General features: G+C 32.6%; 13 protein-coding genes. 4 read left to right on the top strand and 9 right to left on the bottom strand.

Annotation, left to right across the window (positions count from 1 at the left end):
* Positions 1-13 precede the first annotated feature (13 nt).
* Positions 14-2,764, bottom strand: a complete 2,751-nt coding sequence (locus tag ACN0WI_RS09425; protein WP_417886474.1) for an outer membrane beta-barrel protein — start codon at positions 2,762-2,764, stop codon at positions 14-16.
* Between the two features lie 151 nt (positions 2,765-2,915).
* Complete coding sequence (der, locus tag ACN0WI_RS09430) at positions 2,916-4,220, bottom strand: ribosome biogenesis GTPase Der (RefSeq protein ID WP_417886475.1); 1,305 nt, start codon at positions 4,218-4,220, stop codon at positions 2,916-2,918.
* A gap of 157 nt (positions 4,221-4,377) precedes the next feature.
* Here der and ACN0WI_RS09435 point away from each other — a divergent pair, with 157 nt between their 5' ends.
* Positions 4,378-5,436 (top strand): 3-oxoacyl-ACP synthase III family protein, encoded by a 1,059-nt coding sequence (locus ACN0WI_RS09435; RefSeq protein WP_417886476.1) that lies wholly within the window; start codon positions 4,378-4,380, stop codon positions 5,434-5,436.
* Between the two features lie 137 nt (positions 5,437-5,573).
* Positions 5,574-6,425, top strand: a complete 852-nt coding sequence (locus ACN0WI_RS09440; protein ID WP_417886477.1) for a glycosyltransferase family 2 protein — start codon at positions 5,574-5,576, stop codon at positions 6,423-6,425.
* Between the two features lie 52 nt (positions 6,426-6,477).
* Here the strand turns inward: ACN0WI_RS09440 and pafA are convergent, their stop codons facing one another.
* Positions 6,478-8,121: an alkaline phosphatase PafA gene (gene pafA / locus ACN0WI_RS09445; RefSeq protein WP_417886479.1), complete on the bottom strand. Its 1,644-nt coding sequence runs from the start codon at positions 8,119-8,121 to the stop codon at positions 6,478-6,480.
* Between the two features lie 114 nt (positions 8,122-8,235).
* Between pafA and ACN0WI_RS09450 the strand changes: the two genes are divergently transcribed.
* Entirely contained in the window at positions 8,236-8,976 is a 741-nt protein-coding gene (locus ACN0WI_RS09450) for an MlaE family ABC transporter permease (RefSeq protein ID WP_417886480.1), read from the top strand.
* Between the two features lie 2 nt (positions 8,977-8,978).
* A complete protein-coding gene (locus ACN0WI_RS09455) occupies positions 8,979-9,743 on the top strand; it encodes an ABC transporter ATP-binding protein (RefSeq protein WP_417886481.1) in 765 nt (254 codons plus the stop codon).
* 54 nt (positions 9,744-9,797) lie between these two features.
* Here ACN0WI_RS09455 and ACN0WI_RS09460 read toward each other — a convergent pair whose 3' ends face one another.
* The 6 genes from ACN0WI_RS09460 to cdd form a co-directional block, all read right to left on the bottom strand.
* Positions 9,798-10,397: a SprT-like domain-containing protein gene (locus ACN0WI_RS09460; RefSeq protein WP_417886482.1), complete on the bottom strand. Its 600-nt coding sequence runs from the start codon at positions 10,395-10,397 to the stop codon at positions 9,798-9,800.
* Positions 10,398-10,399: 2 nt separating this feature from the next.
* Positions 10,400-11,089 (bottom strand): SDR family NAD(P)-dependent oxidoreductase, encoded by a 690-nt coding sequence (locus ACN0WI_RS09465; RefSeq protein WP_417886484.1) that lies wholly within the window; start codon positions 11,087-11,089, stop codon positions 10,400-10,402.
* On the bottom strand, positions 11,089-12,045 hold the full coding sequence (locus tag ACN0WI_RS09470; RefSeq protein ID WP_417886485.1) for a M28 family metallopeptidase: 957 nt from the start codon (positions 12,043-12,045) through the stop codon (positions 11,089-11,091). The genes ACN0WI_RS09465 and ACN0WI_RS09470 overlap by 1 nt, the downstream gene beginning before the upstream one ends.
* Before the next feature lie 69 nt (positions 12,046-12,114).
* On the bottom strand, positions 12,115-13,734 hold the full coding sequence (locus tag ACN0WI_RS09475) for a pyruvate dehydrogenase complex dihydrolipoamide acetyltransferase (RefSeq protein WP_417886486.1): 1,620 nt from the start codon (positions 13,732-13,734) through the stop codon (positions 12,115-12,117).
* A gap of 6 nt (positions 13,735-13,740) precedes the next feature.
* Positions 13,741-14,739, bottom strand: a complete 999-nt coding sequence (pdhA, locus tag ACN0WI_RS09480) for a pyruvate dehydrogenase (acetyl-transferring) E1 component subunit alpha (RefSeq protein ID WP_417886487.1) — start codon at positions 14,737-14,739, stop codon at positions 13,741-13,743.
* A 110-nt stretch (positions 14,740-14,849) separates the two neighbouring features.
* Positions 14,850-15,332: a cytidine deaminase gene (gene cdd, locus ACN0WI_RS09485; RefSeq protein WP_417886488.1), complete on the bottom strand. Its 483-nt coding sequence runs from the start codon at positions 15,330-15,332 to the stop codon at positions 14,850-14,852.
* Positions 15,333-15,360 lie beyond the last annotated feature (28 nt).

Raw genomic sequence — 15,360 nt, forward strand, 5'->3', positions numbered from 1 at the left:
GAATAGGTTTTATTTATCTTGGTGGTGGCGGTGGTCTTCTCCCCCCTCTTCCTCCAAAACTTTTCCCTCCAAAAGTTTTTAAATTATAAGTAAAGCTTAGCATTGCGTATTGTGTAAGCACTAAACTATTGGTATCTTGAACATAATCGTCTCCTATAGATCGTCGAGTATCTATTACTTGGTCGAGAACATCATATACCTTCAAATTAAGAATTGCTTTTTTATCCCAAAATTGATAACCTAAACTAGTATTCCATAATATGGATGTATTATCGAATTCTGAAGATACATTACCGTATTTATTATAAGAGATATCATTACCAAACACTAAATTCTTAGGCCAATATGTAGTTATTTCTAAACCTGCAGTTTGGTTAATAAAACTCTGTTCGTTTAAAGTACTTATACTGAATTTGGAAGAGTTATAACTAATACCAAAATTTGGATTAATTTCGAACAAATCTTCTATAGCATAAGTTAGCCGAACCGAAGGATTTACAGCATAATTTTCTGAATTGTATTTTATTCCGTTAGTGAATCCTACATTTTTGTTATAAGATGAATTTAAAGATAAACGATATCTAAATTCTTTTTCATCTTTTTTTGTTTGTTTACTATAAAAAACACCGAGACTTGCATTCATAGCCCCATCAACGTTTGTATAACTTGTTGTTCTTGTAAAATTATTATCTGTATTATCTACTGTAGTTTTAGCAACTACAGTATTATTAGTAAAACCTACATTAAAAAAACTAAATATTCCACTATGTGTCGAAAAATCAAAATTTCGATAGCCTCCACGAATAGTATGACTATATGCTGGACTAAGGTTTGGATTTCCTACAAAAATATTATTGGGACTCGATCGATCCTCAACGGGTTGTAATTGACTAATAGAAGGTACGTTTACATTGGTTGAATAGTCTATAGAAAAACTTTGTGATTTTTTAGGCGATACCCGAACACTAGCACGTGCATAAAGGTTGTTAAAAGAACTACTATAACTATAATCCGAAACATAATTCGTATTTTCTAATTTTGTATTTAACAATCCAACATTAGTATTAATACGCCACTTATCACCTTCGTAATTTACTCCGGCATTTGGAGTTTGCTTATAACTTTTACTTTCAAATTTACTACTAAGTGAATTATTTAAAACCGTATATTCATTATCCTGATCTGCTTCATAAACCATCCGATCGTTAGTTTGTTTTTGCGTATCAAAATCATAAGAAACATCTAAAAATAAATTTTCAGAGAGTACACTTCGCTGTGAAATGCTGGCTTGATAAGAGGATGATTCTTGATCTTGATCGATAAACTGATCTTGAATAGTTACCTCTTTTGGGCCCTCTTCAGAATAATTCTGTTGTTCTGTATACAAATAATTATCATTTTTCTGACGATTATAACTAGAACTTAAGCGAAGTTGAAGATAAGCCCCTCTTTTTCCAAAGCGTCGAATAAAATCTATACTATTTCTGAAATCGCTACTATAAACATCTTCGATTTCTGATGTAGAAGTATTATTAATTAAATCTTTATTTGTATCTAAAATTTCGGAATCACTATCCCGATCGGAAGAGCTTTTATTTATAGAAATGTTTGGAGATATAGAAAGCCTAGTAAGTGTGTCAAATTCTATATCAACTCTAAAATTTCCTCGATGGCTATCGTTTACAAGATTGCTAAAATTGGTACTATTTTCAAAATAAGAACTATCCGGTAAAATATTCTCACGTTGTACTTGATTTTTTTGTCGAGTATCGTTTCTTCCGAAGAAATAATCTCCGTTAAAACGGATATCATCGTTCCACTTATTTGTGTAATTTACTCCTGCATTATCAGATTTAGTAATTCCGCTACCGCCGCCAGAAAACCGTCTACCGCCGCCGCCCATCATTCCGTAAACATCATCAAAATTAAACCCGGAACTATTAATATTATTGGAATTTGCTAATATACTAAGGCGCATATCATCTTTAAAAAAATTACCGGTTCCGTTTAAAGCGTATCTATCATCGGTACCTCCCCCAACTGTTGCTTTTCCAAAGAAACCTTTATTAGCCTCTTTTTTTAAAGTGATATTTATACTTTTATTATCAGGATCTCCCTGCTTACCTGTAAATTCTTGTGATTTTGTTTTTTTATTAGATACCTGAATTTTATCGATAATTTCTTTAGGTAAATTTTTTGTAGCAATTTTAGGATCCGATCCAAAAAAACTTTCTCCATTTACTTTAATATCACTTACCGTCTTTCCGTTTACTGTAATTTCACCATCAGAATTTATTTCTACTCCTGGGAGTTTTTTAAGCAAATCCTCTAAATTAGCATTTGGCCTAGTTGTAAAACTATTTGCATTAAATTCTAAGGTATCTTTTTTAAGCGTTAAAGGAACACGTGTTGAAGTCACGGTTACCTCAGAGAGTTGATTATCGGCAATAACCATTTGTATCTTACCAAGGTCTTGTTCCTTTTTTTCTTCAATAGAAATGCTTTTCTTAAATGTTTTAAATCCTGCGTAGGATATAAAAAGCATTAGATTTTCTGATGCTGTAGCACCTTTTAATTCAAAATCTCCAGAAGGCTCAGAGACAGTATAGGTAACTAAAGTACTATCAGCTATTTTTTCTACGTATACAGTAGCAGACTCTAATGGAACTCCATCTTCATCTACAATTTTACCTTTTAGATCGAATTTTTGAGAAAAACCAAGTGAACTAATTAAAAAAAACAGGCACAAACAAAAAAACCTCATGCTTTATTATTGAATATTAATACTAAAAAGAAGGAAAGCTTCTTATATATTAGATAAGACTCATAAAAAGCAAAAAAGTTTAAAAAGAAATGACATTTATATAAAAAATAAAAGTTCACAATTTACCAGAATTGTGAACTTTTAAAAATAATTATTTTTTTCTGAAGTAAATTGTAATCGGCACTCCTTTAAAATCGAATAAGCTTCTTAATTTATTTTCTATAAAACGCTTATACGGCTCTTTTACATATTGAGGTAAATTACAATAAAATGCAAATTGAGGCTGTGGAGTTGGCAGCTGTGTACAAAATTTAATTTTCACATACTTTCCTTTTGTTGCCGGTGGTGGATTGTTTTGCACTATTGGCAGCATTACATCATTAAGCTCTCTTGTTTTTATCTTTTTACTTCGATTTTCAAAAACTTTTACAGCAGTTTCAATGGCTTTAAAAATTCGTTGTTTATTTAGCACCGATATAAAAACAATTGGTACATCCGTAAAAGGAGCTATTTCTTGACGAATAGTTTGTTCGTAATCTTTCATAGTATTGGTTTCTTTCTCAACCAAATCCCATTTATTAACTAAAATCACGATTCCTTTTCGATTACGCTGTGCCAACCAAAAAATATTTTGAACTTGACCATCAAAACCACGGCTAGCATCTAAAACCAACAAACAAACATCGGCATTTTCAATCGCTCTAACAGATCGCATTACCGAATAAAATTCTAAATCTTCTTTTACTTTTGATTTTCTTCTAATCCCTGCTGTATCAACTAAATTAAATTCAAATCCAAAGCGATTATATCGAGTATCTATAGAATCTCTAGTAGTTCCAGCAATATCGGTAACAATATACCTATCTTCACCAATTAAAGAATTTATAAAAGAAGATTTCCCTGCATTAGGCCTCCCTACCACAGCAAAACGAGGTATTTCATTTTCTTCCTCTGAATCTGCTTCCGGTAAAGCTTCAACAATTGCATCTAACAAATCGCCGGTTCCGCTACCGTTAGTACTTGCTATAGAGAAATATTCTCCTAGACCTAGTGCATAAAATTCAACCGCATTCGCTAAACGCTTATTGTTATCCACTTTATTTACGGCTAAAAAAATAGGCTTATCTACTTTTCTCAAAAGTGTTGCAACTTCCTCATCCATAGGAGTAATACCACTTTCTACATCTACCATAAAAATTATAGCATCAGCTTCATCGATAGCTAGTTTTACTTGCTTATCAATTTCTTCTTCAAAAACATCATCGCTTCCAATAACATATCCGCCTGTATCTATTAATGTAAAAGTACGACCATTCCAGTCTGATTTTCCGTAATGACGATCTCTCGTCACTCCGCTTACAGAATCTACAATTGCTTCCCGTCTTTGTATTAATCGATTAAAAAATGTAGATTTCCCGACGTTTGGCCTTCCTACAATCGCAACAATACTATTCATAACTAAAAATTATTGGCAAAGGTACTATTTACCAATTAAGATAAAACAATTATTTTTTCAGAAATTGATAAATTGTCGATAAACTAATAACTTTATGATCATAATACCATTTTTCCAGTATGAATTATTATCTTTAAATTACTTTAACAATTAGGAAATGACAATTAAAATAACTGGAACAGGTAGCTATATCCCTAAGGTTCTGAAAAAAAATACTGATTTTCTTCAGCATAGTTTTAAAAATATAGATGGTTCTGATTTTCCAAACTCAATTGAAAAAACAATTGAAAAATTTAAAGATATAACCGGAATTGAAGAAAGAAGGTATATTGATGACAACCTAAACACATCTGATATTGCTTTTAAAGCTGCAGAAAATGCTATTAAAAATGCTAATCTAAATCCTGAAGAGTTAGACTATATTATAGTTGCTACCAACTATGGTGATGTAAAAAAAGGAACTAACCAAAGTGATATGGTGCCTAGTATAGCTAGCCGTGTAAAGCATAAATTACGGATCAAAAACCCAAAATGTGTATGTTATGATATTCTTTTTGGCTGCCCAGGCTGGATAGAAAGTGTTATCCAAGCACAAGCTTTTATAAAAGCCGGAATGGCCAGAAAGTGTTTGGTTATTGGATCTGAAGCATTATCTAGAGTAGTAGATGTTCACGATAGAGACAGTATGATTTTTTCTGATGGTGCTGGTGCTAGCATTGTCGAAGCAAGCGAAGATGATGGTGGGATTTTAGCATTTGAATCTGCCACTCATGCTTATTCTGAGTTTGATTATATTTATTTCGGAAAGTCTAATGAAGCTGATTCTGACGATTCTACTCGATATATAAAAATGAATGGACGTAAAATTTATGAATTTGCCTTAATAAACGTTCCAAAAGCGATGAAAGCCTGCTTAGAAAAAAGCAACTGCGATATAAAAGATTTAAAGAAAATATTTATACATCAGGCTAACGAAAAAATGGATCAAGCCATTCTAAAACGTTTTTATAAACAATATAATACTGAAGTTCCTGAAGGTATTATGCCAATGTCTATAAAAGAATTAGGAAATAGTAGTGTTGCAACGGTTCCTACTTTATTAGATATGGTTATTCATAAAAAGTTAGAAGGGCAAAATATTGAAAAGGGAGATATTATAATGTTTGCCAGTGTAGGTGCCGGTATGAACATTAATGCTATTATCTATAAATATTAGATATAGTTATTTAAGAATTGCATACAAAGTGTTCCATTAATTTGGAACACTTTTTTTATATCCTTTTTGATTATATCCATATTTCTATTTTATCTTTTTAAATTGAAAATTGTAAGTTTATCCTAAAATTATTTTTTTTGAAAATATATATTGTTATCCCTGCACATAACGAAGCTGAATTTATCGGTAAAACATTACAATCTTTAGTTTCGCAAACTTATTTACCTCAAAAAATTGTAGTTGTAAACGACCAGAGTATAGACAATACTCCTAAAATTGTTGAAGATTTTATTGCTCAATATCCTTTTATTCAATTAAAAAACACAAATTCTTCTGAAGCTCACCAACCTGGAAGCAAAGTTATTAATGCTTTTAACGCAGGTTTAAATAGCCTTGATAAAGAATATGATTTGATTTGTAAATTTGATGCAGATCTAATTTTCCCCACTAATTATCTTGAAACTATTGTGAGAATCTTTCAGAGAAATCCTAAAGTTGGTATGGCAGGAGGAGTTTGTACCATACTTGTCAATAACCTGTGGATAACTGAAACTTTAACAGACAAAGATCATGTTAGAGGAGCACTTAAATGTTACCGAAAAGCATGTTTTAAGGCTATTAACGGTTTAAAACCCGCTATGGGTTGGGATACAGTAGACGAGCTTTTGGCACAATACCATGGTTGGGAAATAGAAACTACAAGTAAACTACAAGTAAAACACCTAAAACCTACTGGAGCAAATTACAATAATAAAACTTCACAATATAAACAAGGAAAGGCTTTTTACAGATTAGGATATGGATTGTTAATTACCAGTATTGCTTCTGCAAAATTGGCTTATATGAAAAAGAAACCTAAACTTTTAGCTGCCTACTTAAAAGGATATTTTTTAGCTAAAAAAGAAAAAGAAACACTTTTGGTAAGTCCCGAAGAAGCTAGTTTTATCCGGAAACTTCGGTGGAAGAAAATGAAAAATAAATTATTTTAAATAAAAAGAGCTTCCTTATTTTAGGAAGCTCTTTTTATTTAAAATTCGATAATTATTCCGAAGCTTTATCTAACATAATAGATAATGGCTTTCCAGTAGTTGCATTTGGATATTCAATTCCTAAAATAGCAGCCATTGTTGGCGCAATATCTATAATTTCAGATCGCTGGTATGTTTCTCCGTGTGGCACTCCTTTTCCGAAGAATAATAACGGAGTATGTGTATCATAATTAAATACACTACCATGTGTAGATCCTTCCTCATAACCATTACCTGGCTGCAATACAATCATAATATCGCCACTTCTTTTTTGATTAAACCCATTTTGGATGATATAACCTATTCCGTTGCTATAATTAGTAATATCAAGTTCGTGTCTTGTAAATACTTTATAAATCCCTTCTTGTTGTAGCAAGAAATGTTTGATTTTTGTTTCAACAGTAGCCGGATCTAAATTTTCTTTAGCCATATAATCATAATTCAAGAAAAACTGTCCATTTGATACATTTTCGATTATAGAACTACTTCCAAATTGTTTTTCATTAAACGCTAACAATTCTTTTTCAAACTTGTCGTAATCTATTATTCCTGTTGGAATACCAACAGATTCTAAATAGCCACCAACATGACCACCACCATGATCTGCAGTTAAAAATATAGTGTAATTACCCTTTCCTACTTTATCATCCAGATAGGTTAGTAAATCAGCTAAATTTTTATCTAATCGTAAATACGTATCTTCAACTTCTTTCGAATTAACTCCGAAGTTATGCCCAACTTTATCAGTACTAGAAAAACTCAAGGTCAAAATATCAGTATCTTCATCGGCTCCTAAATCTTCTCCTTCTATCGCTGCAATTGCAAAATCTAAAGTAAGATCATCACCATAAGGAGTTTCTGGAATAATGCTGTAGTGTCCGTTTTTCTTACTTAATTTTTTAAGGTTATAAGGAAATGTAGCTTTATCTTTTCCTTCATATCCATTTTCAAAATCGTTATTATCTATTCCACTTTCAATATAAGAATCGATATCATAAAGTGTATTCCATTCTTTTAAGTAAGATTTTACTTTACCAGAATTATTAAATTTCTGAACCCATTTCGGTAGTTCTTCCATATAATATGTACTGGTTATAAATTTACCATCTTCTCCTCCTGAGTACCAATATGCAGCATTAGCTGTATGCCCAGCAGGTAATATAGATGCTCTGTCTTTAATAGAGACTCCTATTGTTTTTCCTCTAAACTGAGTATGTAATCTGTTTTGGTCTGTTAATGTAGTAGCTTGCACACGATGTGGAGACATTTTACCTGCATCGGTTATTGTTCCTACTGAATTTACATTATCGTCTTGTGCACAGTATACACTTCTTTTTTCGAATTTATTGTACCAATTATTAGCGATTATCCCATGATTCATAGGGCTTGTTCCTGTCCAAACCGAAGTATGCCCAGGACCAGTATAAGTAGGCGCATAATTAAAATGATTATTTTTAAAATTAAAGCCTTCTTTTATTAAACGTTTAAATCCACCTTCGCTATATTTATCCCAAAACTTATTTAAATAATCGTAACGCATTTGGTCTACTACAATCCCTACAACTAATTTTGCATTATCATTAGGGTTCTTAACCTTCTGAGCTTTAGCTGTTATTCCTAATACGACACAACATACTAAGCAAACAATTTTTTTCATATTTTTTGTTTTATTGATAGGTCAAAAATACTAAACTTATAATGTTAAACTTTAATTCTGAGTTAAATAGTTTGGTGGTATTTTTTAGTATTTTAGCTTTACAAAAATTGATGAATGACTTATATACATTCCATTGGTGAGTATTTTTTAATGCTGAAAGGCGTTTTTGGCCGGATGACGAAACGTTCGGTACTGAAAGATCTTATTTTTAAAGAAATAGACGAACTTATTATTGGTTCAATGGGTATTGTTTGCTTCCTCTCCTTTTTTATAGGAGCGGTTGTTGCTATACAAACTGCCTTAAATTTAAATAATCCTTTTATACCTAAAAGTCTAGTTGCATTTGCAGCTCGACAATCGGTTATTTTAGAATTTTCTCCAACTTTTATCTCTATTATCATGGCAGGTAAAGTAGGATCCTTTATAACTTCTAGTATTGGTTCCATGAGAGTTACAGAGCAAATAGATGCTCTAGAAGTAATGGGAATCAACTCCAAAAACTACCTTATTTTCCCAAAAATTATAGCAATGTTAACTTATCCTTTCGTAATTGCTATCTCTATGTTTCTTGGGATTTTTGGTGCTTATGCTGCCGCTGTATTTGGTGGATTTGTAAAACCAGATGAATTCATTTCAGGCTTACAAAGCGATTTTATAACCTTTCACCTTATTTATGCCTTTATAAAAACCTTCGTTTTTGCCCTTATTTTAGCTACTATTCCATCATACCATGGCTATTACATGAAAGGTGGAGCTCTAGAAGTAGGCCAAGCGAGTACAACAGCTTTCGTATGGACAAGTGTAGTACTTATTATTAGTAATTATGTACTTACGCAACTTTTATTAAGCAACTAATTATGATTGAAGTAAAAAATTTACATAAATCGTTTAACGGAGAAGAAGTACTTAAAGGTATTAGTTTTGTGTTTGAACGCGGAAAAACCAATTTAATAATTGGGCAATCTGGATCTGGAAAGAGTGTATTTTTAAAAAATATGCTTGGTTTATTTACTCCGGAAGAAGGGGTTATTGAATACGATGGAAAACCATATGATTCTTTTACCGATGAAGAACGACAAGAATTACGTAAAAAAATTGGAATGGTTTTTCAAGGTGGAGCACTTTTCGACTCGATGACGGTGGAAGAAAATGTAATGTTTCCTTTAAGAATGTTCACCAAAATGAAGAAAAAGGAAATGAAAGAGCGTGTTATGGAGGTTTTGAAAAGAGTAAACTTAGTTGGCCAAAACGACAAAATGCCGTCTGAAATTAGTGGAGGAATGCAGAAACGAGTATCTATTGCTCGTGGTATTGTAAACCAACCTAGATACTTGTTCTGTGATGAACCTAACTCTGGTTTAGATCCTAAAACCGCTACTGTTATAGATAATTTAATTCAAGAAATTACTCACGAGTACGACATTACTACAGTAATTATTACTCATGATATGAATTCTGTTTTAGAAATTGGAGAAAATATTGCCTTTTTAAGAGATGGTGTTCTAGCTTGGAAAGGAACTAAAGCAGAAATTTTTAAAACAGAAGATGAAAAAGTAACTGACTTTGTATACTCTTCAGATTTATTTAAAAAAGTACGAGAGGCGCAATTAAAAGGATATTAATAATTAATAAAAGTTTTTATTAATTATCGATTATTGATAAAACTTTGCATTAATTTAATCACTTAAATAAGTAACTTCTGCATTGGGCTGGAATAAATATCGTTTTCCACTAGAAACCTCAACACATTCATATCGTTTAATACGCTTCTCCCCTCTTTTGAATATTTTTCCGTTATATATTTGAAATATAGCTCCAAATGGAAGTTCGAAAACATAATTTTTACCTGTTCGCTCATCAAAACTTTTTAGTGCAACCGATAAATTTGCATCGGTATCGCTGCTTGCTTTAGGATTTTTAAAATGATTCGCAATCACAGGTAGGAGTTTTTCTGGAAAAACTTGTGGGTTTATAAACGGTAACATTAAATTTCTAAATACAAGCTTCCATTCTTTACCATGAGGTTTTATAGTTCTTCCAAACTTTTCAAAAGCGATTAAATGTGCAATTTCATGAATTAGAGTAATTAAGAATCGATACTTATTAAGGCTCGCGTTTACCGTAATTTGATGCACTCCATTTGGTCTTCTTCGATAATCGCCATGCCTTGTTTTACGTTCGTTAACAATCTTCAAATGAACATTGTTATTTTTAATAAGCATAAATGCAGCATCTACAGCATGACTGGGTAAATATTTAGAAAGAACTGCATCCATTTTTAAGGCGTACTATTAGAAACTTGAAGCATTTTTCCATTATAAAACTGGTGTCCTGTTTCACTAAATTGTTTAATATATTTAGCCATTTCTACTGCTGAAACCGGCGCTTCTAAACCAGGGAAAGCTTCTGCCAACATTTCAGTTTGCACAGCTCCTAATGCTAGAACATTAAATGCAGGGCCAGATTCTTTAAACTCTTCTGCTAGTAATTCAGCTAAATTAATAACCGCCGCTTTACTAGATGAATATGCCGATAAACCTCCAAATTTCACACTTCCTTGTACTCCACCCATACTACTTATACTAACCACGTGAGATTTTTTATTCGTAAATGGGAGTAAGGTTCTAGTTAAACTAACTAAACCAAACACATTAACTTCATAAATTTGTCGGAACTCTTCTGTTGTTAGTTTTTCAAATGGCTTACTTAAAAAAGCTCCGGCATTGTGGATTAAAATATCGATTTTAGCATCCCATTCATTTTCAACAAATTCAGCTGTTTTTTTTAAATCTAATTCTGAAGATAAATCAAAAGAAAAAGTAGTTACGTTGTCTAATTTCAATTTTGAAATTGGCGCTTCATTTCTTGATAATGCTAAAATTTGATTATCGGAATCTTTTGCAAAAAGCTGAACCAATTCAAAACCAATACCACGACTAGTTCCTGTTATAACAATATTCTTTTTCATTATTGATTTAATTTTATCTCTTGATTTGGCGTAGAAACGATTTTTTTAATTCCCGGAATAAGCGAAGTAATTACATTTCTTATATGTGCTACATCTAATTCTGAAAACTCATCTGATACATGATGATAGTACGGATAGTTTGTAAAATCGAAAGTGCAAATAGTTTGCGCCGGCACATTAAATTCTTTATAAAACGGATAATTATCACTTCGCTTAAATAAATTCATCTGGTTGGCTTCAGGAAGAAATCCTAAAGTTTTCTCTCCTGTATATCCATTAAATTTTTCGGCAAGATTACTTTCTTTAAAACCTGTAACATAAGCTAGATAATTTTTATCTTTCATTGGTACTCCCATCATTTCAAGGTTTAGCATAGTATACAAATCTAATCTTTCCTCTTTTAATCTTTCTGCACTATGGCTAGATCCTTTTAAGCCTAGTTCTTCTCCACTAAACAAAATGAAAAGCAAACTCCGTTTATTTATTTTTTCTTTAGCAAAATATTTGGCTAGCTCTAAAACGCCTGTAGTACCTGCTGCATTATCGTTAGCTCCATTTGCTATAGTATCTCCATTTACTTGTTTTGCAGTACCTATATGATCGTAATGAGCCCCAATTATTACAAATTGATTTTTTAAATCAGGATCGTTTCCTTCTAAATATCCTACTATATTATAAGCTTGCACTCCATTGATTTGAAAAGAATCTCGATATGTTTTATAGTAAGGTTGAATATGATTTTTTTGGAATATAGATTCTATATAATTTGCTGCTTTCTCTATTCCCAATGTTCCTGTTTTTCTACCCATTAATTCATCAGAAGATAAATATTTTAAGGTCTTTTCTATTTGAAGACTAGAAACTTGTTCTTTTGAAGTGTTACTTTGTGCGGTAGCTAAAACTATATCTCCTAAACATAGTGAAATAATTAGCCATATTTTTATTGATTTTGACATATTGCTAAAATAAAAAAATCCCGCGAGTACACGCGGGATTTTTTATAGTATACTAAAACTATACTGCGATTAGGCAAGCATAGTTACTGGATTTTCTATATATGTTCTCAAGTCTTTTAAGAATGCTGCACCTGTAGCACCATCTACCGTTCTGTGATCACAAGCTAATGTAAGCTTCATAGTATGACCAACTACAATCTCTCCGTTTTTAACAACTGGTTTTTCAACAATTGCTCCAACAGATAAAATAGCAGAGTTTGGTTGGTTAATGATACTTGTAAACTCTGTAATTCCGAACATTCCTAAGTTAGAAACGGTAAAAGTACTACCTTCCATTTCTTTAGGTTGTAATTTCTTATTACGAGCTTTACCTGCTAGTTCTCTAACATTTCCACCGATTTGCGTCATTGACATTTGGTCTGAAAATTTAAGAACCGGTACAACTAATCCGTCTTCTACAGCTACAGCTACACCCATATGGATATGTTTAGCTATTTTCATAGCATCACCTGTCCATTGGCTGTTTACTTGCGGATGTTTACGTAGTGCCATTGCACTAGCTTTGATTACCATATCGTTAAAAGAAACTTTAACGTCTGGCATCTCATTAATTTGCTTTCTAGAAGCCATAGCGTTCTCCATATCTACTTCTATAGTAAGATAGTAGTGTGGCGCTGTAAACTTAGATTCTCCAAGACGCTTAGCAATCGTCTTTCTCATTTGAGAATTCTTAATTTCCTCAAAGCTTTCTTCTCCAACTGGAACATAAGGAGCAGCTACAGATTTTTCTGCCTCTACTTTTGTTTGTGTTGCCGCTGGTGCTGCTTCTGGAGTATAAGATTCAATATCTTTTTTAACGATCCTTCCGTTTTCTCCTGAACCTTTTACTTTTGAAAGATCGATACCTTTATCTTCTGCCATTTTTTTAGCTAATGGCGAAGCAAATACTCGTCCTCCTTCTGAAGAAGATTCAGATGAAGTTGTAGCTTCTTCTTTCTTTTCTTCTTTAGCTTCAGGTGCAGATTCTTTAGATGCTGATTTCTTTCCAGTAGAAGCCCCTGTTACATTAGAAACATCGGTTCCTTCTGGTCCTAAGATTGCTAAAAGCGTATCTACAGGTGCAGTTTCCCCTTCTTGAACTCCAATTTTCAATAAAGTGCCTTCATAGAAAGATTCGAATTCCATTGTTGCCTTATCGGTTTCAATTTCTGCAAGAATATCTCCTTCTTCAACTTTATCTCCTTCATGTTTTAACCAAGTAGCAACAGTACCTTCTTCCATAGTATCACTCAATCGTGGCATATTCACGATCACTACACCTTCTGGCAATTCTCCTCCTTCTGAAGAAGCATCTTCTTCTTCAGAAGAGTTTTCTGCAGCTTCTTCAGTACTAGTTTTAGTAGCACTATCGCTACTTCCACCACCATTAATTAAGCTTGAAATATCTTCTCCTTCATCACCAAGAATTGCCAATAAACTGTCTACCGGAGCGGTTTCTCCTTCTTCAACGCCTATATATAATAACGTTCCTTCATAGAAAGATTCAAACTCCATTGTTGCCTTATCGGTTTCAATTTCTGCAAGAATATCTCCTTCGGCAACTTTATCTCCTTTTTGTTTTAGCCATTTTGCCACAACACCTTCTTCCATCGTGTCGCTTAAACGTGGCATATTAATTACTTGTGCCATAATTTTTTATAGTTTATGAGGTAAAAACGGATAATTTTCCTGTTCATACACTACATCGTACATTACATTCTTATCAGGGAAATCAGATTCATCAGCGAATTTTTCGCATTCTTTAACTCTTTCTTTTACCTGATTATCTATTTCCTTAATTTCTTCCTCAGTTGCATATTTTTTCTCCAAAAGAATATTTCTAACTGTAGTAATAGGATCTATTTTTTGGTACTCTGCAACTTCCTCTTTAGTTCTGTAATGCTGAGCATCACTCATTGAGTGACCTCTATAACGATATGTTTTTAATTCTAAGAAAGTAGGTCCTTCTCCGTTACGAGCTCTTGAAATTGCTTCATCTAAAGCTTCAGCAACTTTTACAGGATCCATAGCATCTACAGGTCCACATGGCATTTCGTAACCATTTCCTATTTTCCAGATATCAGTGCTTTTTGCAGTTCTAGCTACAGAAGTACCCATAGCATATCCGTTATTTTCAACACAAAATACTACTGGCAAATTCATTTTCACTGCCATATTCAAAGTTTCATGTAAAGAACCTTGTCTAGTAGCTCCATCTCCCATAAAGGTAATAGTAACAGCATCTCTTTTAAAATACTTATCTGCAAATGCAAGTCCAGCTCCTAATGGAATTTGCCCACCTACGATACCATGACCGCCATAAAAACGATGTTCTTTAGAGAAAATGTGCATAGAACCTCCTAAACCATGCGAAGTCCCGGTACCTTTTCCATACAACTCTGCCATTACTCGTTTAGGATCTACTCCTAAACCGATAGGTTGTACGTGATTTCGATATGCCGTTATCATACGATCTTTAGTAGTATCCATAGCATGTAAAGCACCTGCCATGATAGCCTCTTGCCCATTATACAAATGTAAAAAACCTCTTACTTTTTGCTGAATATAAACTTGCGCTAATTTATCCTCAAATTTACGCCAAAACAGCATATCCTCATACCAGTTTAAATACGTGGCTTTTGTTATTTTTTTCATCTAATTAAAATATTTTATGGCTTTACAGATAGTTTTCACCAATCGAGTAACAAAAATACTATTTATAATAAGAATGGAAAACAGTTTTAAAGCAAAAAATATCTATTTTATTATAAGCTTGCTTTATCAAAAATAAAAGGCAATAAATCTCGTACAGAATTCACCTTATAAATCTGGCCTTCTTCCCCCATAAAGTAAACTGCAACAGGACTTTGCTGTTTCACTTCATACTCAACCAATGCTTGCCTACAAGCTCCACATGGGGGAATTGGACTTGTTAATATTTTATCGGAAGCTTTAGCTGTAATCACTATTGTTTTTATAACTTTTTCTGGAAATCTAGCTCCTGCATAATAAATAGCTGTTCTTTCAGCGCATAATCCAGAAGGATATGATGCATTTTCTTGATTACTACCAATCACAACATCATTATCTTCGGTTAATAAAGCCGCACCAACTTTGAATCTAGAATATGGTGCATATGCGTTATTTCTTGCAGATATAGCCTCTTTTACTAAATTTTGAACATCTTCTGGTAATTCTTCAATAGAATCGTACACTTTTAAAACTGCGGAAAAATTTATCTCTTTCATAGAAAATTTGTAATAGTAAAAAAAAGCA

This window comes from Zunongwangia sp., from assembly GCF_048269745.1.
Classification (GTDB): Bacteria; Bacteroidota; Bacteroidia; order Flavobacteriales; family Flavobacteriaceae; genus Zunongwangia.